Annotated in this window: 15 protein-coding genes; 10 read left to right on the top strand and 5 right to left on the bottom strand. The window is 57.5% G+C overall.

Features of this window, described 5'->3' with window-relative positions; translation table 11 throughout:
- Window positions 1–282: 282 nt before the first annotated feature.
- The 5 genes from QVF59_RS17715 (at window position 283) to QVF59_RS17735 (ending at window position 8,376) form a co-directional block, all read left to right on the top strand.
- A complete protein-coding gene (locus QVF59_RS17715) occupies window positions 283–1,446 on the top strand; it encodes an efflux RND transporter periplasmic adaptor subunit (protein ID WP_159876750.1) in 1,164 nt (387 codons plus the stop codon).
- A 15-nt stretch (window positions 1,447–1,461) separates the two neighbouring features.
- Window positions 1,462–4,605, top strand: a complete 3,144-nt coding sequence (locus QVF59_RS17720; protein ID WP_287881540.1) for an efflux RND transporter permease subunit — start codon at window positions 1,462–1,464, stop codon at window positions 4,603–4,605.
- On the top strand, window positions 4,605–6,065 hold the full coding sequence (locus QVF59_RS17725) for an efflux transporter outer membrane subunit (RefSeq protein WP_287881542.1): 1,461 nt from the start codon (window positions 4,605–4,607) through the stop codon (window positions 6,063–6,065). The genes QVF59_RS17720 and QVF59_RS17725 overlap by 1 nt, the downstream gene beginning before the upstream one ends.
- Window positions 6,066–6,165: 100 nt before the next feature.
- Window positions 6,166–6,813, top strand: a complete 648-nt coding sequence (locus QVF59_RS17730) for a TetR family transcriptional regulator (protein WP_159876744.1) — start codon at window positions 6,166–6,168, stop codon at window positions 6,811–6,813.
- A 162-nt stretch (window positions 6,814–6,975) separates the two neighbouring features.
- The gene (locus tag QVF59_RS17735) at window positions 6,976–8,376 is read left to right on the top strand and encodes an EAL and HDOD domain-containing protein (protein WP_287881547.1); all 1,401 of its coding nucleotides are present in this window, start codon (window positions 6,976–6,978) and stop codon (window positions 8,374–8,376) included.
- Between the two features lie 54 nt (window positions 8,377–8,430).
- Here QVF59_RS17735 and QVF59_RS17740 read toward each other — a convergent pair whose 3' ends face one another.
- Complete coding sequence (locus QVF59_RS17740) at window positions 8,431–9,624, bottom strand: tyrosine-type recombinase/integrase (protein ID WP_287881549.1); 1,194 nt, start codon at window positions 9,622–9,624, stop codon at window positions 8,431–8,433.
- Between the two features lie 888 nt (window positions 9,625–10,512).
- Between QVF59_RS17740 and QVF59_RS17745 the strand changes: the two genes are divergently transcribed.
- Window positions 10,513–11,565 carry an NADP(H)-dependent aldo-keto reductase gene (locus tag QVF59_RS17745; RefSeq protein WP_287881551.1) on the top strand — a complete coding sequence of 351 codons (1,053 nt, stop codon included), beginning with the start codon at window positions 10,513–10,515 and terminating at the stop codon, window positions 11,563–11,565.
- Window positions 11,566–11,625: 60 nt separating this feature from the next.
- Here the strand turns inward: QVF59_RS17745 and QVF59_RS17750 are convergent, their stop codons facing one another.
- Entirely contained in the window at window positions 11,626–11,880 is a 255-nt protein-coding gene (locus QVF59_RS17750) for a hypothetical protein (protein ID WP_287881553.1), read from the bottom strand.
- A gap of 108 nt (window positions 11,881–11,988) precedes the next feature.
- Window positions 11,989–13,470: a DNA recombination protein RmuC gene (locus QVF59_RS17755; RefSeq protein WP_287881555.1), complete on the bottom strand. Its 1,482-nt coding sequence runs from the start codon at window positions 13,468–13,470 to the stop codon at window positions 11,989–11,991.
- A 235-nt stretch (window positions 13,471–13,705) separates the two neighbouring features.
- Between QVF59_RS17755 and gdhA the strand changes: the two genes are divergently transcribed.
- Window positions 13,706–15,043: an NADP-specific glutamate dehydrogenase gene (gene gdhA, locus QVF59_RS17760; RefSeq protein WP_159876732.1), complete on the top strand. Its 1,338-nt coding sequence runs from the start codon at window positions 13,706–13,708 to the stop codon at window positions 15,041–15,043.
- A gap of 217 nt (window positions 15,044–15,260) precedes the next feature.
- Here gdhA and recJ read toward each other — a convergent pair whose 3' ends face one another.
- Together recJ and QVF59_RS17770 are read right to left on the bottom strand one after the other, a co-directional pair.
- Window positions 15,261–16,955 (bottom strand): single-stranded-DNA-specific exonuclease RecJ, encoded by a 1,695-nt coding sequence (gene recJ / locus QVF59_RS17765; protein ID WP_287881562.1) that lies wholly within the window; start codon window positions 16,953–16,955, stop codon window positions 15,261–15,263.
- 5 nt (window positions 16,956–16,960) lie between these two features.
- Window positions 16,961–17,983, bottom strand: a complete 1,023-nt coding sequence (locus tag QVF59_RS17770; RefSeq protein WP_287881557.1) for a hypothetical protein — start codon at window positions 17,981–17,983, stop codon at window positions 16,961–16,963.
- A gap of 367 nt (window positions 17,984–18,350) precedes the next feature.
- Between QVF59_RS17770 and QVF59_RS17775 the strand changes: the two genes are divergently transcribed.
- From QVF59_RS17775 to hemH, 3 genes are all read left to right on the top strand, one after another.
- Window positions 18,351–19,451, top strand: a complete 1,101-nt coding sequence (locus tag QVF59_RS17775) for an anhydro-N-acetylmuramic acid kinase (RefSeq protein WP_159876726.1) — start codon at window positions 18,351–18,353, stop codon at window positions 19,449–19,451.
- A 93-nt stretch (window positions 19,452–19,544) separates the two neighbouring features.
- A complete protein-coding gene (locus tag QVF59_RS17780) occupies window positions 19,545–21,845 on the top strand; it encodes a DNA translocase FtsK (protein WP_287881560.1) in 2,301 nt (766 codons plus the stop codon).
- 88 nt (window positions 21,846–21,933) lie between these two features.
- The gene (gene hemH / locus QVF59_RS17785; RefSeq protein WP_159876722.1) at window positions 21,934–23,022 is read left to right on the top strand and encodes a ferrochelatase; all 1,089 of its coding nucleotides are present in this window, start codon (window positions 21,934–21,936) and stop codon (window positions 23,020–23,022) included.
- Window positions 23,023–23,209: the final 187 nt, after the last annotated feature.

A 23,209-nucleotide genomic window follows, 5' to 3' on the forward strand; every position in this document is an offset into this window, starting at 1 on the left:
CGCAAATTGTCCGAAAAATTACTAAGTATACATACGTAGTGTGGTGGAAATGCCATTTTTGTTAATACTTGTTAATAGATGAGCTGACTATCCACTTAATTAATACACGTAACGCCAGTACCTTCTGCATGACAGTTCGGAAGTTTGACTATGCTTTACCAGTCTTTACCGTGAAAAAGTCAAGCATACAAGCGCGTATGTATTTAAAATGACCGCACTGTCCGCGGAGCAGCCTTGCACTGGCTCTGCGCAGTTCCCATAAAATCAAGCTCTGGAATGTTTATGCACATCAAGCAAGCTTCACCCGCGCTCAAGGCTGTTGCCGCTTTGCTCCTGACTGCCACACTGAGCAGTTGCGGCCAGTCGCAAAATGCCGCCATGCCGGCACCCGGCCCAGCCAGTGTTGGCGTATTGACTCTGCAACCACAAGACACGGTAATCAGCCGTGAGCTGCCAGCCCGTATTTCCGCCTTCACCATGGCCGAAATCCGCCCACAAGTAGGCGGCATCATCCAGAAGCGCCTGTTTACAGAGGGCAGTGATGTCAAGGCCGGCCAGGTGCTGTATCAGATCAATCCCGACAGCTATCAGGCCACTTATCAGTCGGCACAGGCAAGTCAGGCCAAGGCCGAAGCCACACTGACCTCAGCCGAGCTGAAAGCCAAGCGTTATGCACAGCTGGCGGAAATCAAGGCCATCAGCAGCCAGGATAATGACGACGCCCGTGCTTCGCTGCTGCAGGCGCGTGCCGATCTGGCTACCGCCAAGGCAGCGGTGGAAACCGCCCGCATCAATTTGGCCTACACCCGTATCACCGCCCCGGTAAGCGGACGCATTGGCAAATCCAGTGTAACCGCCGGTGCGCTGGTAACCGCCAGCCAGACCACTGCACTAGCTACCGTGCAGCAACTGTCGACTGCCTATGTGGACATGACCCAGTCCAGTACCGACTTGCTGCATCTGCGCCGCGATTTTGCCAAGGGCGCACTGCAAAACCAGCAGGGCAAGGCCAAGGTGAAGCTGATCCTGGAAGATGGCAGCGAATACGCCAAGACCGGCGAGCTGCAGTTCTCCGATATCACCGTGGATTCCACCACCGGCATGGTTACCCTGCGTGCCGTATTCGACAATCCCAATAGCGAGCTGCTACCTGGCATGTTTGTACGCGCTCGGCTGGAGCAGGGTTTGCGTCATAACGCACTGCTGGTGCCGCAGCCTGCAGTCAGTCGCAACCAGAAGGGTGATGCCATCGTGATGGTGGTTGATCAGACCGACAAGGTACATGCCCGCACCATCAAGGTAAGTCAGACCATTGGTGACAAATGGCTGGTGGATGGCGGCCTGCAAGGGGGTGAGCGCATTGTGGTAGAGGGGCTGATGAAAGTGCAGGACGGTGCCACTGTCAAACCCGAAGCACTGAAGACCAACGCCTCCGCCGCCAAGTAAACCAGGAAAAGATTCATGTCCAAATTTTTTATCGACCGGCCAATCTTTGCCTGGGTGATCGCCATCGTGATCATGCTGGCGGGTTTGTTGTCGATCCGCAGCCTGCCGATATCCCAGTATCCGGCCATTGCACCGCCGCAGATCGCCATTAACGCCACTTACCCGGGTGCTTCGGCCAAAACGGTGGAAGACAGTGTCACACAGGTGATCGAACAGAAAATGCAGGGTATCGATCACCTGCGCTATATGAGCTCCACCAGTGACGACACCGGTGCCGTCACCATTACCATGACGTTTGATGCCGGCACCAATCCGGACACGGCCCAGGTGCAGGTGCAAAACAAGCTGCAATCGGCAACCGCATCGCTGCCCACCGTAGTTCAGCAGCAGGGTATTACCGTCACCAAGTCGGCGCGTAACTTCCTGATGGTGGTGGGTTTCGTCTCCGAAGACGGCAGCATGAACGGCACCGATCTGGGTGACTATGTCTCCAGCAACCTGCAGGATTCGCTCAGCCGGGTAAATGGCGTGGGTGAGGTGACGCTGTTCGGCTCGCAATACGCCATGCGCGTGTGGCTGGACCCGAACAAGCTCAACAGCTACCAGCTGACTGCCTCGGACGTATCCACTGCCATTACCGCGCAGAATGCCCAGGTATCTGCCGGCCAACTGGGCGGCCTGCCGGCCAAGCCGGGTCAGCAGCTGAACGCAACCATCGTGGCGCAGACCCGTCTGTCCAGTGCCGAGCAGTTTGGCAAGATCCTGCTGAAGGTAAATACCAACGGCTCGCGCGTGCTGCTGAAGGACGTGGCGCGTATCGAGCTGGGCGCGGAAACCTACCGCACCAAGGCGCTGTTCAATGGCAAGCCAGCCACCGGCGTGGCCATCAAGCTGGCCAGTGGTGCCAATGCGCTGGATACCGCCCAAGCCGTGCGCAACAAGGTGGCCGAGCTGTCGTCCTACTTTCCCAAGGGTGTGAAGGCGGTTTACCCGTATGACACCACCCCCTTCGTGAAGATCTCCATCGAAGAAGTGGTCAAGACGCTGATTGAAGCCATTGGCCTGGTGTTTGTGGTGATGTATGTTTTCCTGCAAAACTTCCGCGCCACGCTGATTCCCACCATTGCCGTTCCGGTGGTGCTGCTGGGTACCTTTGGCGTGATGGCCGCCACCGGCTTCTCCATCAACACACTGACCATGTTCGGCCTGGTGCTGGCCATTGGCCTGCTGGTGGATGATGCCATCGTGGTGGTGGAAAACGTGGAGCGGGTGATGAGCGAGGAGGGCCTGCCACCGCGCGAGGCCACCCGCAAATCCATGGGCCAGATTACCGGTGCGCTGATCGGCATTGCGCTGGTGCTGGCGGCAGTATTCGTGCCGATGGCCTTCTTTGGCGGCTCTACCGGGGTGATCTACCGTCAGTTCTCCATCACCGTGGTGTCCTCCATGGCGCTGTCAGTACTGGTGGCCCTGGTGCTGACCCCGGCCTTGTGCGCCACCTTGCTCAAGCCGGTGGAGAAGGGCCATGGAGTCGGTCACGAATACACCGGCATTTTCGGCTGGTTCAACCGTACGTTTGACCGCAATAACGAACGCTATCAGGGCATCGTATCGCGCATGCTGACCAAGAGCCTGCGCTATATGGTGATCTACGCCGGCATCATCATCGCCATGGCGGTATTGTTCATGCGCCTGCCCACTTCCTTCCTGCCGGAAGAAGACCAGGGCATCCTGTTCACCCAGGTGCAACTGCCGCCGGGCGCCACCCAGGAACGTACCGATGCCGCTCTGCTGCAAGTACAGAAGCACTTCCTGGGCGACCCGGCCGTCAGCTCGCTGTTTACCGTATCCGGCTTCGGCTTTGCCGGCAGTGGCCAGAACATGGGTCTGGGTTTTGTGCAGCTCAAGCCGTGGGATCAGCGCAACAGCCCCGACCTGACCGTGAAAGCAGTAGCCGGCCGCGCCATGGGTGCATTCAGCCAGATTCGCGACGCGATGATCTTTGCCTTCGCCCCGCCAGCTGTAATGGAGCTGGGCAATGCCTCCGGTTTCGACCTGCAACTGCAGGACCGCGCTGGTCTGGGCCATGACAAGCTGATGGCTGCGCGCAACCAGTTGCTGGGCATGGCAGCCAAGAACCCGCTGCTGACTGGCGTGCGTCCAAACGGCCTGAGCGACAACCCGCAATACCTGCTGGATGTGGATCATGAAAAGGCCAATGCGCTGGGAGTGTCGGTGTCCGACATCAACACCACGCTGAGCACAGCCATCGGTTCCAGCTACGTCAATGACTTCATCGACCGTGGCCGCATCAAGAAGGTGTATCTGCAGGGTGATGCGCCATTCCGCATGTCGCCGGAAGATCTGGCCAACTGGTATGTACGCAACACCACGGGCACCATGGTGCCGTTCTCGGCCTTTGCCAGCTCGCACTGGGGCTTCGGCTCGCCGCGACTGGAACGCTATAACGGCCAGTCTTCGGTGGAAATCCAGGGTTCCCCTGCCGCCGGGGTAAGTACCGGTACTGCCATGACCGAAATGGAGAGCCTGATCAAGCAACTACCGGCAGGTATTGGCTACGAATGGACCGGTCTGTCGTATGAAGAGCGTCTATCCGGCTCGCAAGCACCGGCGCTGTACGCCATTTCGCTGCTGATCGTGTTCCTGTGCCTGGCTGCGCTGTATGAAAGCTGGTCGATTCCGTTCTCGGTGATGATGGTGGTGCCGCTGGGGGTGATTGGCGCCTTGCTGGCAGCCAGCCTGCGCGGCCTGTCCAATGACGTGTACTTCCAGGTTGGCTTGCTGACCACCATCGGCCTGGCGTCCAAAAACGCCATCCTGATTGTGGAATTTGCCAAGGAACAACAGGAACACGGCAAGGAACTGATTGCCGCCACCATGGAAGCGGTGCGCATGCGTTTGCGCCCCATCCTGATGACTTCGCTGGCCTTCATCCTGGGTATTCTGCCGCTGGTAATCAGCCACGGTGCCGGTTCCGGCAGCCAGAACGCCATTGGTACCGGCGTAATGGGTGGCATGATTTCCGCCACCGTACTGGCGATTTTCCTGGTCCCGGTATTCTTCGTGGTCGTCCGCCGTCGTTTCCCGCCGAAAAAGCTGGCCGACGACATGCATGGCATCAGCAAGGAGGGCCTGTAATGTCCCGACTCATCAAGATTTTTAGTCTGAGCATATTGGCCAGCGCATTGGCCAGCGCATTGGCCGGCTGCTCGCTGATTCCGGTTTACCAGCAGCCAGCTTCTCCGGTGGCTGCGCAGTGGCCGACCGGCCCAGCCTATCAGGGGGTGCCGGCAGACAAGGCTGGCAGCACCGCGGCACAACAACTGGCCTGGCAGCAATTTTTCACCGACCCGGCCATGCAGCAGCTGATTCGCCTGACCCTGGAAAACAACCGCGACCTGCGCGTGGCGGCCCTGAATATCGAAACTGCGCGAGCGCAGTACCAGATCACCAAGGCAGACCTGTTTCCATCCATCAGCGCCAGCGGCAGCGGTACCAATCAGCGCGTATCGGCCAATTCCAGCACCACCGGCAGCGCCTATATCAGCCACAGCTACAGCGCAGGCATCGGTTTCAGTGCTTACGAGCTGGATGTGTTTGGCCGCTTGTCCAGCCTGAAGCAACAGGCACTGGAAAACTACTTCTCGCTGGAAGAAACCCGCCGCAGCACGCAGATTTCACTGGTGGCCGAAGTGGCCAATGCCTACCTGACGCTGCTGGCCGATCGCCAGCACCTGAAGGTGGCGGACGAAACCGTCAAGTCGCAGCAGGCTTCACTTGAGCTGACGCGGCGCAAGCTGGAAGTGGGTGCCGCCACCGAGCTTGACTTGAGCGATGCCGAAACCACCGTGCAATCGGCACTGTCCGATCAGGCTGGCTATGTCAGCCAGGTAGCGCAGGATGAGAACGCACTGACCCTGCTGGTGGGTGCCGCGGTGCCGGATGACATCCTGAAGGGAGGGACGCTGTCTACGCAGGGCAAGCTGGCGGATCTTCCAGCCGGCCTGCCTTCCGAGCTGCTGCAACGTCGCCCGGACGTACAGGCAGCCGAGCACGACCTGAAGGCTGCCAATGCCAATATTGGTGCCGCACGTGCCAAGTTCTTCCCCAGCATCAGCCTCACCGCCAGTGCCGGGGCCAGCTCCAGCAATCTGTCCGAGCTGTTCAAGGCCGGCAGTGGCACGTGGACCTTCAGCCCGTCCATCAATCTGCCCATCTTCAATGCCGGCAGCCTGAGTGCCAATCTTGATTCGGCCAAGGTGGCGCGTGACATCACGGTCGCCAAGTACGAAAAAGCCATCCAGACCGCCTTTCGCGAAGTCTCGGATGCCTTGGCAGTGCGTGGCACCGTCGGTACCCAGCTACGGGCGCAGCAGGCGCTGGTCAACTCCAGCCAGCGCAGCCTGCAGCTGTCCGAGGCCCGCTTCACGGTGGGTGTCGACAGCTATCTGACGCTGCTGGTGGCGCAACGCACCCTGTACTCGGCCCAGCAAAACCTCATCAGCACCCAGCTGTCGCAGGCATCCAATCTGGTAACCCTGTACAAGGTGTTAGGTGGTGGCTGGCAGTTGCTAGAGCAGGACAAGCAAGGCAGCTAAACCACTGCAGGCCGGCAAGCTTGCACTGCGCGTGCAATAATGCCGGCCTATCTGAATGGCCGGGCAATGTATCCGGCCATCTTTCCGGATTGATGACACGATGGCACGCAAGACTAAAGAAGAAGCTGACAAGACGCGTCACCTGCTGCTGGATGCTGCAGAGCATCTGTTTTGGGAGCAGGGCGTCAGTAAAACCACGCTGGCCGGCATAGCCGAACATGCAGGACTCACCCGAGGAGCCATTTACTGGCACTTCGACAACAAGGCTGACCTGTTCAATGCCATGTGCGACCGCGCCTTTCCGCCATTTGAAGAAATGATGAAAGTGTTGCTGGAAGAAGGCCACAGCCCAGGCCTCAGCCCGGCACAACGCTTGTGGCAACACAGTTGCGGCGTACTGCGGCTGGTTACTACCACTCCACGCATTGCCCGGGTTGTCGGCATCATCAACCTGCGCTGCGAGTATGTAGGGGAGATGAAAAACTCCCATCTGATGGATCGCACCTGGCTGATGGAAAAACTGGGCAATCTGCAGGCCATCCTCGAACAGGCCGCCGAAATGGGGCAGGTGCGCCCCGGCCTTAACCTGCATTGCGCATCGGGCTGTCTGCACTCGATGATTTGTGGCCTGGTGGACAGCTGGCTGCTCAGCCCACAGGTGGTCAATCTTGAGAACGATGCCGAACGCCTGCTCACGCCTTTTTTTGCCGGTGTTTTTGTTGACCAATGCTGGCTGCCGGTAGTTTGAGCCGCATCAACAAGAAGGGTTGTCTACTGTAAAAAATCGCCTGTGGGCTGCAGATGCGATTGTCCGCCAGCTACATTACTGACTACACTGTCATGATCAGGGCGTAGCTGCCTTTAAGGCCAGTTTGCAACCAGTACACGTCAGCAAGTCAGAGAGTGAAGCATGTTTAAAAAAATACTTGGCGGGCTGCTCAATCGGGGTGAGCAGGCAGCAACAACTGTCGTGGAGGCGCCGGTTGCGCCGCCGGTAATTGATGATCACCTCTCCCGCAGCGCACCGCTGGATCTGCCTCAGACCCTGGGTTTTGTTTCCCACCAGCCTATCCAGGATAAATCGCAACGTATTGTCGCTTACGAGTTCACCGTCAAGGATAGCGTCAGCGGCAATCGAAACTCCGCCAATCGCCGTACCTTCGACCGCCTGTTGTTCAGTACGCTGAAAAACATGAACATCTTTCGCCTGCTGACGTTTCGCCGGGCATTCATTCATGTTTCCCTGGCTTCGCTAGATGATCTGCTGGCGCAGGAATTGCCTGCCAGCAGCACCATTTATCAGCTGGATCTACTGGAAGGCGAACAACTGACCGAGGATTTGCTGCCGCAGCTGGATACCCTGCGCAGTGCCGGTTTGCGCTTTGCGGTAGAGCCGGCACGCTATGGTAGCAGCCCGGCCGCACTTGCACTGTATCAGCGTATGGATTACCTGGTGCTGGACTTTGCCGCACCCAATACCCGGGCGTTATTCCCGCTGCTGGAACAATTACCACAACGCTACCCCCATATCCGCTGGCTGGCACGCAATATCAATACGGCAGAAGAGCTGGCCCTATGCCGTCGGGCCCAGGACAGTGACCGCTTTGCCTTGCTTCATGGCTCTTATCTTTCTGTCGCGCAAACCAGGGTCAGCCAGAAAGAAGGAGCCAATCAGGGACGGGTGCTGGAAATCATGCGCCTGTTGCGCGCCAATGCACCTACTACGGAGATAGAGGCTCAGTTCAAACTGGACTCACTGTTACTGTTCAAGTTACTGCGCTTCGTCAACTCTCCGGTCAACGGCTTGTCACGCAAGATCCAGACTATCGAGGATGGCCTGATGCTGCTGGGGCGCAGCGCCTTGTTCAAATGGCTGTCGTTGTTGCTGTTTACCTCGGAAAACGAAAGCGGAGCCACACTGTCCCTGCTGGAAAAGTCGCTGATACGTGCGCACTTCATGGAAGAGCTTGGCATCATTCGGGGCAACAAGCTGGAAGCCGAGCACCTGTTTCTCACCGGCATGTTCTCTCTGCTTGGCGACTTGCTCAGCATGCCGCTGGCTGAAGCGCTGGAGCCGCTTGATCTGCCCTTCATGATTTCCGATGCGCTGCTACACAACAAAGGCCTGTTCGCCATGCCACTACAACTGGCCCAGGCCTGCGAGCAGGACGACAACGACACGATCACCCTGCTAGCGGAAGCAATGTCTGTGGATCTTGATCAGGTCAACAGCGTTTATATGGAAGCCGTGGTTTGGGCGCAGGAAATCCTTAGCGAGAGCGAAGTGCAGAGCGATGTAGAGAGCGTCTGACACGCGCACATGCACCACCAAGGCCCGTCAGGGCCTTTTTCTTTTGCTACTTGCCTACTGGACATCATCAAGGGCTGAGCGCGGGCCGCGCCAGTTGACCGTGGCCTGGTGCCGGTCATCATCCTCGGTGTGCAGATAGCGACGTGTGGTTTCAATCTGCGCATGGCGCAAGTTCTGACTGACAGTCAGCAAGGGCAGACCAGCTTCCAGTTGATGCGAAGCCGAGCTGTGGCGCAACCAGTGCGTCGTCGCATATTCAAGATTCGCCGCAATCTGCAGGCGCATGCCCGTTCGTGCATCATCTGCCGCCGCCTTCATGGTAGCCTTGATGATCTTATGCAGGGATGCTGCACTGATCGGACTTAGTTTCCCATAGACACTGCATACCAGGGGAGTGGTTTCGCCAGGAGAGGGCAGGGGAGACAGCCCCAGGAAGCGACGATATCGCTGCACTGCCTCTAGCAAAGCTTGCGGCACCGGTACCAGGCCTTCTTTCTCTCCCTTACCCATCACCCGAAACCACCAGTTGCCGCGAATCAGCCTGATATCAGCCATGCGCGCCGATGGAATCTCACGCAAGCGAGCTGCGGTGTAGTAATACAGCGAGACAATCCACAAGGTCCGTTCAGCATGCTGCTTTTCGCGCACTGTTTCTGCCGGCAAGGACTCCAGCCACAAAAACAGATAGTCGATTGTGTCTTTTTCCAGCAGGCGCTCGTCATGGATGGCACGGGCTGTCATAGAGCGCCCGCGCTTGAGTGCAAAGGGATTGCGACTCAGATAACCGGCCTCGACCAGATAATTGAACAGATTAGACAAAATGACATGCGCCTGGGCACAGGACGATGCGGCCAGACCATGTTTTCCGTCAGACCACTTGGCAAAAGGTTTCCACTCAGGATGCTGGCGTGGCCTGGTTGGCCCGCACCAGCTGATATCCGGATTACGCAGAAACAAGCCGTATTCCAGCACATCATCCCGGTTGATGTCCGACAGGTTCTTGCCACGCTTCATTGCCGACCACAACAGGAAACGCTCGGCCTCCTTGCGATATGAGTCTAGCGTACGAGGGCGGTCACGATATTCTTTCAGCCAAGTCCGCACGGCCTCGACATCCGAACCAGCATCTATCAGGCAGTGACCGTGCTGACGATTCCAGCCGTGGGCAGCCGGATTCCATTGCCAGTCAACAGCTGTAGCATCCGCATCTTCAGGCCCGGGAAAGAAAGTCAGAGTAGGGAAACTCATATCCAGCCCCAGCAAGACTTAGCCGGAGTGCGGCAAGAAACAGCACATTTATCAATAATCATTTAAATAAATATCAACATTATGTGGATAATGATGAATTATAACGCCAAAAATACCTGCGCATACATTACTTCAGGAACCTTACGCATCCAGCATGATCTTCTAATTGAATCAGCAAACATGGCTAGCAAAGAGGGTAGATGCCAGCCATCTCAAACCACAAGGGTCAAATCAGAACATGCATTCAGCTTGGCTATTCTTTCTACTCATTATCGCAGTGTGGGTCCTGTTTTACCTGATTACAGCACGGCGACAGCGAGGGCATGCAAGGTCAGCTCTGCTGGCTGGATCGCTGGGATCGCCAGGTTTCAGCGGCCTCGTCAGGGCCTGCATGGGCGACTCCGCACGTGCTACGCGACTGGTACAGTTTGAGCAGCGCAAGAATCCGGCACTTTCATATCGACAGGCCGTCTCAGCCGCCATGGAGCGCCTGTCGGCAGATCGTTCACGGTAAGCCGTAGTTTCGCCGCTTTGGCAGCAAGGAAAAACCACAGACCGCAGACATCAGATGGTCTTGCTGTTTGATTCTGCATGTTCTGCCTAATACACGATGACTCTGCTTATGCTGCAATGTTTGCGTCGCTACTGAGCAGGATTGAATCGAATACCGTACCGCCTGAGCAATATTGAGCGGTTGTTGTCACAAATGCAGTTCTGTTAACCATGCATCTGCTCGTCCTGAATCCATTCTTTATTTGACATAATATATATTATGCGAACTAAAGTAAGCACCACCCGTGCTTTACATATGGCGATATATAGCTTCTCAGTTATCGTTCGTATCAGTACCATGTACTACCCCATCCACCGTATTGAAAGACAAGAATCATGCAATATCGCAAGCTGGGCGACACTGATGTGTCGGTGAGCGTGATTGCCCTGGGCACCATGACCTGGGGGGAACAGAATACCGAGGCCGAGGCGCATAGCCAGATCGACCTGGCTCTCGAACATGGCGTGAATCTGCTGGATGCCGCTGAGATGTATCCGGTGCCGCCACGTCCGGAAACCCAGGGGCTGACTGAGTCCTATATTGGCAGCTGGCTGAAAAAAACTGGCCAGCGTGACCGTATCGTTCTTGCCAGCAAAATTGTCGGCCCGGCAACCGACCCGAAACGCCCCAGCCATTTTCGTGATGGCCAACCACATTTTGATCGCAAGAACCTGACTCAGGCACTGGACGACAGCCTGCGGCGCTTGCAAACGGATTATCTTGATCTCTACCAGCTCCATTGGCCGGACCGCACGGCCAATACCTTTGGCACGCTGGGCTTCCCCTGGCAAGATGATCCTGCAGGTAGTACGCCCATCGAGGAAACGCTGTCCATCCTCAAGGAATTTATCGTGGCGGGTAAAATCCGTGCCATTGGTCTGTCCAATGAAACCCCGTGGGGTGTGGCGCAGTTTCTGAAAGCATCCGAAAACCTGGGTTTGCCGCGGGTAGTCAGCATCCAGAATCCATACAGCCTGCTCAACCGTCTGTATGAAATTGGTCTGTCAGAATTCAGTCGCCGTGAAAATGTAGGCTTGCTGGCCTATTCGCCACTGGCGTTTGGCGTATTGAGCGGGAAATACCTGGATGGCCAGCGCCCTGCTGCCGCTCGCCTGACTTTGTTTGAGCGCTTCAGCCGATACAGCAGCGAAGCGGCTGAAACCGCCACCCGCGCCTATGTCGAACTGGCGCGCAATCATGGCTTGAGTCCGGCTCAACTGGCACTGGCTTTTGTCAACAGCCGCCCTTTCGTGACCAGCAATATCATTGGCGCAACCACTCTCGCCCAGCTACAGGAAAACCTGGACAGTATCCATGTCCAGCTGGATGAAACCGTTCTGCATCAACTGGAAGCCATTCACGCACGCATTCCGAACCCCTGCCCTTGATGGGTGATCATAAAAAAAGCCCTGATTCATCAGGGCTTTTTTACATATCAAGCAGATCGATCAGGCGATGTCTTTTTCACGCAGGTACATGGCATAGCTGAAAATCGGCCAGCCGGATGCAAGTGCCTGCTCCAGCGTCAGCTGTTGTGGCTGCCAGTGTTCCGGCTGCTCGTCGTCAAATTCGCCAAATACGTCGTACAGCGTGGCGGACAGCACATCATCCAGCTCATCGGCAGATTTCATCTCCACCACGATGAAGTCGTACATTTTTTCCCATTCGCTGGAATTGCGCATCGGAACCTTGAAGAACACCATACTGATACTCCTGTTTGCTATGCAGGCCGCAAGGCTGCGACCATGCTTCATGTTTTACCGGCGCTATCTTAACCATTTGGCAGAAATACTTCACCCCCCGACCGCGGCTCAGGCATCGCTACCCTCCTCTGCCTCATCAGTCAGCAGATGTGCCGGCAGCTGCTTGCCGTGTTTGATACCCATCTTGCGCAAGCGTTCGGCACTGGACAACAAATTGCCGCGTCCGCTGGAGAGCTGGCGCATGGCATCGCCAAAAACATCGCGGGTGCTGTCCAGCTGCTTGCCCAGCTTTTCCATATTGCCGACAAAGCCAGCCAGCTTGTCGTACATGGCACCACTCTGGCGGGCAATTTCCTGTGCATTCTGATTCTGGTATTCGTAGCGCCAGATACTGGCTACCGTGCGCAAGGTAGCCAGCAAGGTGGAGGGGCCGACTATCATGATGCGACGTTCGAACGCTTCGTTGAACAGGCTCATGTCATGCTGTACGGCAAGCAGATAAGCAGGCTCAACCGGAATGAACATGAATACGAAATCCACGGTATTGAGACGGTACAGGTCCTGGTAGCGCTTTTCGGACAGGCTGCGGATATGCTGGCGGATGGCTGCCACGTGCGCCTTGAGCGCCTGCTCGCGCGCGGCTTCGTCAGTGGCACCGACATGCCGCACATAGGCATTCAGGCTGACCTTGGAATCAACAACCAGTTGCTTGCCTTCTGGCAGATCGATGACCACATCAGGCTGATAGCGCTTGAGACCGTCGTCGGTTTCCAGTACATCGGACACCTGTACCCGGTATTCCCTATCACGCGTCAGCCCGGATGTTTCCAGCACTTTCTCCAGAACCATTTCACCCCAGCCACCCTGGGTCTTGCTGCTGGCACCCGTCAAGGCCTGAGTCAGTGCAATGGCGTCCTGATTCAGCCGGGTATTCATTTCCTGCAGGCGGCGCAATTCCTGCTCCAGCGTCAGCCGTTCTTTTGAATCCTTGTCGTAGGTGTCCTGCACCAGCTTGCCAAAACCTTGAATCCGTTCGTGCAGCGGCCCCAGCATGGCACCGATATTTTGCTGGTTCTGCTCGGTAAATCTCCTGGATTTTTCTTCCAGAATATCGCTGGCCAAGGCTTTGAACTGATTACCCAGCACTTCCCGCGCTTCACTGAGCAGGGCCAGTTTTTCCGCTGACTGCTGCCGCTCCATCTGCAACTGGGTTTGCAGTTCTTGCTCGCGCCCGCTCAGTCGCATCAGCTCTCCAGCCTGCTGCTGCAATTGCTGAACGTGCTGCTGCATGTCGATACGCGACTGTTCCAGTTGACGTGACTGCTCCTGACGGCTGGCCCAGTGTGCGGCAGTTTGCTGCTGCGACTCGGCCAATTGCTGTCGCAGGCTGGAGTTTTCCTGTTGCTGCTGATTTTCCCGCTGATGCAGCGCTAGCAGATTTTCCTGTAGCGCATCCAGCCGCGCCTGCAAGCTGGCTTCTCGCTGCAAGCATTGCTGGATATGTTGCGTGTACTGCCGCTGCGCCCGGTAGTGCGCTAGCAAAAAGCATGCGGCACCACTGAACAGAATGGCCACAGCCAGTTCAATCATGATTGTCTGCACCAGAAGTAAGCAATTTCCCGAGGATAGTCGAGATTTTTGAAATTGTACATATTCATGAGAGCTTATTGCCGGCCCGGATCAGCAAGGCGTAAAACATGCGGTGAAATTTCATCATTCCTATTGGCTAATTCCGATTTTCTCGTCCCGCTCAGCCTGGTGGATGCATGCCTGTTGTTGCTGGCTACACTCATGCCTCTATCGACCAACGCACAAAGATATCGCCATGTTCGACATGTCACTCTTGCTTGATCAACTGCAGCAGCGCAACCCAGGCCAAGCTGAGTATCTGCAGGCAGTTACCGAGGTATTCGACAGCCTCGCTCCTTTCTTGCAACAGCACGCACACTACACCGGGCAAGCCCTGCTGGAAAGGCTGGCCGAGCCTGAACGCATCATCATGTTTCGCATCTGCTGGACAGACGATCACGGGCGGGTCCAGATCAATCGCGGCTACCGGGTTCAGCACAGTATGGCCATTGGCCCTTACAAGGGCGGCATCCGCTTTCACCCTTCGGTCAACCTGTCGGTGCTGAAGTTTCTTGCCTTTGAGCAGACGCTGAAAAACGCACTCACCACCTTGCCAATGGGCGGCGCAAAGGGCGGTGCTGATTTTGACCCCAAGGGTAAAAGTCCGAGCGAGGTCATGCGCTTCTGCCAGGCATTTGCATGTGAATTGCAGCGCCATATTGGTTCTGACACCGACATTCCTGCCGGCGATATCGGTGTCGGCGCACGTGAAGTGGGCTATATGGCCGGCATGGTCAAGAAACTGGGCAACAGGGCTGATTGTGTATTTACCGGCAAGGGCTTGAGCTTCGGCGGATCACTGATGCGTCCGGAGTCAACCGGATTTGGTACCGTCTATTTTGCTCAGGAAATGCTGAAAACACGCGGGCTGTCGCTGGAAGGCATGCGCGTCAGCGTGTCAGGCTCAGGCAATGTGGCGCAATATGCCATTGCCAAGGCAATGGAACTGGGTGCCAAAGTACTGACCGCATCAGACTCCAGCGGCACGGTGCTGGATGAACAAGGCTTCACTCCGGCCAAGCTGGCGGAGTTGATGGATGTAAAGAATCGCCATTACGGCCGCATCAGCGATTACGCTGCGCGGCTTGGCCTGCCCTTTTTGCGTGGGATGCGGCCATGGCAGGTGCCGGTGGACGTTGCCCTGCCCTGCGCCACACAGAATGAGCTGGACGAAAGCGATGCCCGCCAGTTGATTGCCAACGGAGTGTGCTGCGTAGCGGAAGGTGCCAACATGCCTTCTACACTACAGGCGGTACAACTTTTTGAACACGCCGGCATTCTGTATGCGCCCGGCAAGGCCAGTAATGCGGGTGGCGTGGCGACATCGGGTCTGGAAATGAGCCAGAACGCAGCGCGACTGAGCTGGAGCCATGGCGAAGTGGATGCACGGCTGCATGCCATCATGCAGGGCATCCATCACGCCTGCGTGAGCCATGGGCGCATGGAGGATGGGCGCATCAGTTATGTGCGCGGGGCCAATATTGCAGGCTTTGTCAGAGTTGCCGATGCCATGTTGGCACAGGGGCTGATATGAGAGCTTAGTTACCGGCCAGAATGAGGGCGTGCCGGTTTTGCTGGCCTGCGACATGATACGGCAGGATAGCTCCTGCCTCCATCACCATCGGTCTGGGGAGTGACATGCGCGAGGGTGACACGCTAGCAGGCTGAGACTCGCCTCTTGGGTCGACCAGTCTTGCCGGGTGAAGATCAGCTGGCCATCGGCCAGCCGCTGTACCAATAAGCCGGTTGCGTCACTCTGCTGCCGACCAGTGCTGCAGATAAATCTGCAGCTCCTTGCGGCCCTGCCATTCATTAGCAACCAACTGGTAGACCGCATTGATGTTGTCGGGCAGCCAGTCCACCTGATTGAACAGCATGGCATCGAACTCCTGGCCTTGCTTGGCAATGCGCAGCTTCAGATGCTTATCGCCCACCACGCGCTGACTCATCACGGCGAAACGGTCGTGGAAATACGGTACCGGAAAGCCCTGACCCCACACCTCGGCCGCCAGCTCTTCGGCGAATGGCAGATGCAGATCCCTGGCATCCAGCCCGCCATCGGTTTCGATTGTGCGCGTCAGCTGGTTTTCATCCAGCAGCTCGCGTCCCACCTGCTCGAATGCCCGCTGGAATTCGGCAAAGCGGGCTGCAGATAAGGTCAGTCCCGCAGCCATGGCGTGGCCGCCAAACTTCAGTATCAAGCCGGGGTGGCGCTTGAACACCAGATCAAGCGCATCCCGCATATGGAACCCGGGAATCGAGCGGCCAGAGCCCTTGATCTCCCCGGCATCACCCGGGGCAAATACGATTGAAGGCCGGTGGAAGCGCTCCTTCAGCCGCGAGGCGACAATACCCACCACACCCTGATGCCAGTCATCTCTAAACAAGGCCAGGGTGTGGCGGTCCGCCGGGTCGATGCTGGAAAGTACCGCGAGCGCCTCATCTTGCATGCCATGCTCTATAACGCGTCGCTCGCGGTTCAGCCGGTCCAGTTCCTGCGCCAGCGTCATGGCCTGGCCTTCATCTCCAGACAGCAGGCAGGCAATGCCCAGGCTCATATCATCCAGCCGCCCGGCAGCATTCAGCCGTGGCCCCAGGGTGAAACCCAGATCAAAAGCATTGGCTTTGTAATGCGCACGTCCGGCAATGCGGAACAGTGCAGCAATACCTGGTGCCATGCGGCCTGCTCGCATGCGACGCAGCCCGTTTTCCACCAGAATGCGGTTGTTCTGATCCAGCCGAACCACATCAGCAACCGTGCCCAGTGCCACGTAGTCCAGTAACTCGCCCAGATTGGGCTCGGCCTTGCCGGCATAGATGCCGCGCTGGCGCTGCTCCGCGCGCAAGGCCAGCAATACATAAAACATGACCCCGACGCCGGCCAGGTTCTTTGAAGGGAAGCTGCAGCCCGGCTGGTTCGGGTTCACGATCAGCGCTTTGGGTAGCACATCACCCGGCAAGTGGTGGTCGGTAATCAATACCTCGATGCCCAGTTCGCGGGCGCGTTCCACGCCAGCCACGCTGGCGATGCCGTTATCCACCGTCACGATGATGTCCGGCTTGCCTTGCGCCGCCAGGTCGACAATTTCTGGGGTCAATCCATAACCGTACTCGAAACGGTTGGGGACGATAAAGTCCACCTTCCCACCCAGCATGGACAAACCCTTGACCGCTACCGTGCAAGCTGTAGCTCCGTCGGCATCGTAATCCGCCACCACCAGCATGCGCAGGCCGGCGGCAATGGCATCCGCCAGCCGACAAGCCATTGCCTCAATATTTTTCATGTCGTGGTATGGCAACAAGGCCTTGAGACCGTAGTCCAGCTCATCTGAGCCAGTAATGCCACGGGCGGCATACAAGCGGGCCATTAGCGGACTCAAACCCTGCGCCAACAGCGTGGAATGGCAATCTGCAGGAACGCTGCGGGTAACAATGCGCGACATAATCACTTTCAGTACAGGACAGCCGGCGACTGTGACCGCTGCCAGAATTTCCACAGATCCTTGCGGCTGATGCTGACATCAATGCCAGCGGGGCCATGACTTGCCAGGCGCAGGCTGCTGAGTTGCCCCTGTCTCAATGCCTGCAATAATGGCGCAAACCAGTCGTTTTCCATGCGCTGCAATTGCTCGCGCCAGCCCCAGGCATCACGATATTGTGCGGCGGCCAGCAGGCTGTCCTGCACGAGCAGGGTATGACTGATATTGGCAGGTGAACCAATCTGCTCCAGCAAACCGGCAACATCATAGGGCGCGGAATCAGTGGGCACGCCAACGGCTGCTGCCTGCTGCCTGAGCAGTTCGTCATCAGCAAGCAGCAGATCCGGGCGCGGTACATTGGCAGGTTCTAGCGCCGGCTCGCCCTCTCCCCACAGCCACACGCTGTTGACTGACAGTTCGCCACGCAGCTCGCGCTCATCATTTACCGCATGGATATATAGCAGCATCTGCATCTCATTCAGTAGCTTGCTCCAGTGCAGGCCATTTCCGCCGGCTGGCAGGTGCTCGTTGACATTTTCCCCTACCGCATCGGCCAGCGGGGTAAATACCGCACCGGCAGCATCAGAAAGCTGCAACAGCCAGCGACCCGGCTGGAGGGCGTGAAAGCGTAGGCCATCTTCGGCAAAGTGCTGATTGAGGCTGGCAGTCAGGGCATCGGCCTCATCCTGCGCTATGCGCATGACGCCTACATCTGCCAGCAGGGCGCGATCACGGTCGATACGGACATGAACCGGATCTGCCAATAACCAGTGGCCAGCAGGCAGACCAGCCGCCACGGCATAACTGGTAGCGACACCGCTGCCGTGCAAGCCAAGGCTTTGCTGGTACAAGGCAGTGAGTGTCGGAGCCTGGCGCAGCATATGGCCACGTCCCAGCAACATGGAAAGGGCTGGCAAAGCCAGGCCTCGACAAACTTCAGCCCCATCGTGGGCATCCAGCCAGCTCAGGCCGGGCAACAGCAAGGTCAGCTTCATTGAGTGAAAGTCAAACAGGCAAGGAACAGACGGTGATATCAGCACCTTGATTGAAAAGTACGGCTGGCGGAACTTATGACAATGCCCCTCGCCCAAACTGGCCAGTCCACTATCAGCTTCCACCAACCCTGTATCTTCCGATGCCGCCGCCGGCATGCATCGCGGGATGAATTATCGCAAACTGCTGCCCTTACCGCAAAATTGCACTTACCGGCTGCTCAACCATCAATGCGATATGACTATGGCAAGATCATTGCATGCGCCATAATGCCAAGCTGAGCACGTTTTGCCGCCCTCCGGAACCGGCAGCGCCATGAGGCTTGCCGGCGGATATCGCTTAACCGGATTCATGAAAAGACGTAGGAAAATGACGGAACGCTATATAGGATTGATGTCTGGAACCAGCCTGGATGGTGTGGATGCCGTCTTGCTGGCGATGGATGAGCAAGGTCGGCCGCATGTGGAAGCAGACCGTTTTCTGCCCTTTCCGTCCAGCATCCGACAGCAGGTGCTGGCGCTGCAATCAGTGGACAGTAACGAACTAGACCGTGCAGCACAACTGGGCAATGCACTGGCCCGGCTTTACGCTGAGGTAATAGCCCAGTTGCTGGCCAGCTGCGCACTGCCGACATCTGCCATCAAGGCTATCGGTTGCCACGGCCAGACCATCAGGCATGCCCCGCATGCTGGTTACACCTTGCAGATTGGCAACCACGCCCTGCTGGCCGAGCTTTGCGGCATCGACGTGGTAGCTGACTTCCGCAGTCGCGACGTAGCCGCTGGTGGACACGGCGCACCACTGGTTCCTGCCTTCCATCAGGACATCTTCGCCAGCGACAGCGAAAACCGCGTCATTCTGAACATCGGAGGCATCAGCAACCTTACCCGCCTGGCCAAGGCTTTGCCGGTAAGCGGATTTGATTGCGGGCCGGGCAATATGTTGCTGGATGCCTGGTGCCAGCAACATACCGGGGCTGCCTATGATGCCAATGGTGACTGGGCAGCTGGCGGCCTGCTGCATCAAGCGCTACTACAGCAAATGCTGGCCGATGACTACTTCCGGCAGCGCCCCCCCAAGAGCACGGGCCGAGATCTGTTCAGCATGACCTGGCTTAATCAGCAGTTGGCTGCATATCCAGCGATACCGCCACGGGATGTGCAGCACACTTTGCTGCAGCTCACCGCTCGCAGCATTGCCCTTGATATCCAGCGCCATTGCCCGGGCACCGCCAGCGTTTACGTGTGCGGTGGAGGTGCGATGAATCTGGCGCTGATGCAGGCACTGCAACAACAAATGCCCGGCATTGCCATCCGCAGTACGGCAGAGCTTGGCCTGCCGGTAAATCAGGTGGAAGCCGCAGCCTTTGCCTGGCTGGCTTGGCGCTTTAGCCACCGGCTACCCGCCAACCTGCCGGAAGTTACCGGCGCATCCGGGCTCAGAGTCCTGGGCGCACTGTACCCGGCCTGATGCTGGACGCAAGCGTGCTGCAGACAACTGCCAACACGCCAAGCTGCCTTGTCAGGCTATAATCACCCCCTGTCATAGCCTTAAACGAGAAAAATGCGACTTTTCAAAAGAAAGGCCGTCGTCAAGAACAGCCAGACACCATTGCCCCCCAAGCTTGCCAGCCTGCTGCGTGAGGCATGGTGGTTGCTGATGGCGGTGGCTGCGGTCTACCTGGTACTGGTATTGGCCAGCTATTCACCACAAGACCCTTCCTGGTCGCACAGCTCATCCGACCCCACGGTGCGCAACTACGGCGGTGCCTTTGGCGCCTGGCTGTCCGACATGCTGCTTTATATCTTCGGCTTGTCAGCCTGGTGGCTGGTGGTGTTCTGCCTGGTTGCCATCGCCTGGGGTTATCGTCGCATGGAAACCCTGGGTTTCCGCCTGAATCCGATGACGCTGGCTGCCATGGGTGGCTTCTTTCTGCTGCTGCTGTCCAGCTCCAGCGTGGAAGGCATCGTACTTTCCGGCAAACAACTGAATCTGCCACTGGCACCGGGCGGCATGCTGGGGCACTGGCTGGGCAAGGCACTGGGCCATGGTCTGGGGCAGTCTGGTGCCTATCTGCTGCTATCGGTTACCGGGGCAATCGGCTTTTCACTGTTTACTGGCTTGTCCTGGCTGGACATCATGGAAAAAATCGGTGGCACGCTGGAAGATGGTGTGCTGAAACTATGGCACAGCTGGCAAGCGCGCAAGGATAGGGAAATCGGCCGCGAAACCGCCCAGCAGCGTGAAGTCAAAGTCAGCAGCGAAAAGAAAAAGCAGGAAGACAAGCCTCCGGTCCGCATTGAAGCCACAACGGCCGAGATTCCGGTGTCGCCCAAAGCGCAAAAGCCGGTGCAGCAGTCGCTGTTTGCCGACCCGAACAGCGGCGAGCTGCCGGGCCTGAGCCTGCTGGAAGCCCCCAAAGACCAGCACGAGCCGGTATCAGCCGAAACCGTGGAGTACACCTCGCGTCTGATCGAACGCAAGCTGGCCGACTTTGGCGTGGACGTCAAAGTGATTGCCGCCTACCCAGGCCCGGTGATTACCCGCTATGAAATCGAACCTGCCGTCGGCGTCAAAGGCGCACAGATTGTCAACCTGATGAAAGACCTGGCCCGCGCCCTGTCCCTGGTCTCAGTGCGCGTGGTGGAAACCATTCCGGGCAAAACCTATATGGGCCTGGAATTGCCCAATCCTAAGCGCCAGATTGTGCGCCTGTCGGAAATTATCGGTTCGGATGGCTATCAGAACATGAGCTCGCGCTTGGCCATTGCCGTGGGCAAGGACATCGCCGGTCAGCCGGTAACGGTGGATCTGGCCAAGATGCCGCACGTGCTGGTGGCCGGCACCACTGGTTCGGGCAAATCAGTGGCCATCAATGCCATGATTCTGTCCTTGCTGTACAAATCCACCGCGCGGGAAGTCCGCCTGATCATGGTCGACCCCAAGATGCTGGAACTGTCGGTCTACGAAGGCATTCCGCATCTGCTGGCCCCGGTGGTCACCGACATGAAGCAGGCTGCCAATGCGCTCAACTGGTGTGTGGGCGAGATGGAACGCCGCTACCGGCTGATGTCCAAACTGGGCGTTCGTAATCTGGCCGGGTACAACCAGAAGATCAAGGATGCGGAAAAGTCCGGCGAGAAGATTCCCAACCCCTTCAGCCTGACCCCAGAAACCCCGGAGCCGCTGGATACATTGCCATTGATTGTGGTGGTGATCGACGAGCTGGCCGACCTGATGATGGTAGCCGGCAAAAAAATTGAAGAACTGATTGCCCGTCTGGCCCAAAAAGCGCGCGCCGCCGGCATTCACCTGATTCTGGCCACCCAGCGCCCGTCAGTGGATGTGATAACCGGCTTGATCAAGGCCAACATCCCGACGCGGATTGCCTTTCAGGTATCCAGCAAGATAGACAGCCGCACCATTCTCGACCAGATGGGTGCTGAAGCACTACTGGGACAGGGCGACATGCTCTACCTGCCACCAGGATCCGGCTACCCCAATCGGGTACATGGTGCCTTTGTGGCCGACGATGAAGTCCATCATGTAGTGGAATTCCTCAAAGCCAACGGTGAACCGGACTATATCGAAGGCATTCTCAGCGGCCAGGCCGAAGCCGATGAGGGCAGCGCGGCGGCGGCCAGCGAGGCGGATGGCGGCAGCGAAGCCGACCCGCTGTACGACGAGGCCGTGGCCATCGTGGTGAAAACCCGCAAGGCATCCATCTCCTCGGTACAACGCCACTTGCGCATCGGCTACAACCGCGCCGCACGGCTGATCGAGCAGATGGAAAGCGCCGGTTTGGTCTCCGCCATGGAAACCAATGGCAACCGTACCGTACTGGTACCCGCCCGGGAAGACTGAACCACCCGCAAGACAAAGAAACAGAACCACACCCTGACTGCCGGCCATCCTGCCGGCAGTTTTCACCCGAACAGGTAGCGAGAACCCCATGTCCGGATACCTTCCAGAACCACCCTTCTCTCATGACAGCCAGGCCAAAACCGGCATTCTGCTGATTAATCTGGGTACCCCCGCAGCGCCAACCGGTCAGGCAGTCCGTCCCTACCTCAAGCAGTTTTTGTCGGATACGCGTGTCATCGAAATACCCAAGGCCATCTGGTGGCTGATTCTCAACGGCATCATCCTCAATACCCGGCCAAAACAGTCGGCGGAGAAATATGCCAGCATCTGGAGCCAGGATGGCTCGCCCCTGCTGGTGAATACCCGCAAGCAAACCACCTTGCTCAAGGGCCTGCTGGGCGAGCGCGGCTTGCGCAATGTGGTGGTGGATTACGCCATGCGTTACGGCCAGCCCTCGGTGGAATCGGTCATCCAGCAAATGCGTGCCCAGGGCGTGGACAAGCTGCTAGTGGTGCCTCTGTATCCGCAATATGCCGGCTCGTCCAGCGCCACCGCCCTGGATGAGGTATTCCGGGTGCTGATGAAACTGCGCAACATGCCCGAGCTGCGGACCGTCCGGCATTTTCACGACGACCCGGCCTATATCGATGCACTAGCGCAGCGCGTGCAGGCGCATTGGCAACAGCATGGCCGTGCGGAAAAACTGTTGATGAGCTTTCACGGCGTGCCGCGCTTCACCCTGGACAAGGGCGACCCCTACCACTGCGAATGCCTGAAAACTGGTCGCCTGCTGGCCGAGCGCCTGGGGCTGCCCAAGGAGCAATATGTCATCAGTTTCCAAAGTCGCTTTGGCCGGGCCGAATGGCTGCAACCCTATACCAGCGCCACTTTCGAGCAATTAGGCAAGCAAGGCTGCAAATCACTGGATGTAATTTGCCCGGGGTTTGTTGGGGATTGTCTGGAGACTCTGGAAGAAATAGCCATGGAAGGTAAACATAGCTTCCAGCAGGCCGGTGGTGGTGAATTCCGATACATCTCCTGCCTGAATGACAACCCGCACTGGATTGCGGCGCTGGCAGGCATTGTGGAGAAAAATCTTCAAGGCTGGCAGGAAGTTATAGAACAAGATGCCACGCTGCGCCAGCAACGTGCACAAGCCCTTGGGGCAGCCCACTGACAACACAAAAAATAAATTGCGAGGCAATGAATAAACCCCGTTGACACCCGCGCAAACTGCTCCCCATAATCAGCGCAGCTGGTGGCCATTCCAAAAGAATGGACTGAATCAGTAATGGGTAAAGTCTGAATTTTAATCAGACTGCCCGCAGAGATCGCCAAGTCTACATAGATAAGATCAGGGGAAA

The organism is Aquitalea sp. (assembly GCF_030150775.1).
GTDB classification, from domain to species: Bacteria; Pseudomonadota; Gammaproteobacteria; order Burkholderiales; family Chromobacteriaceae; genus Aquitalea; species Aquitalea denitrificans.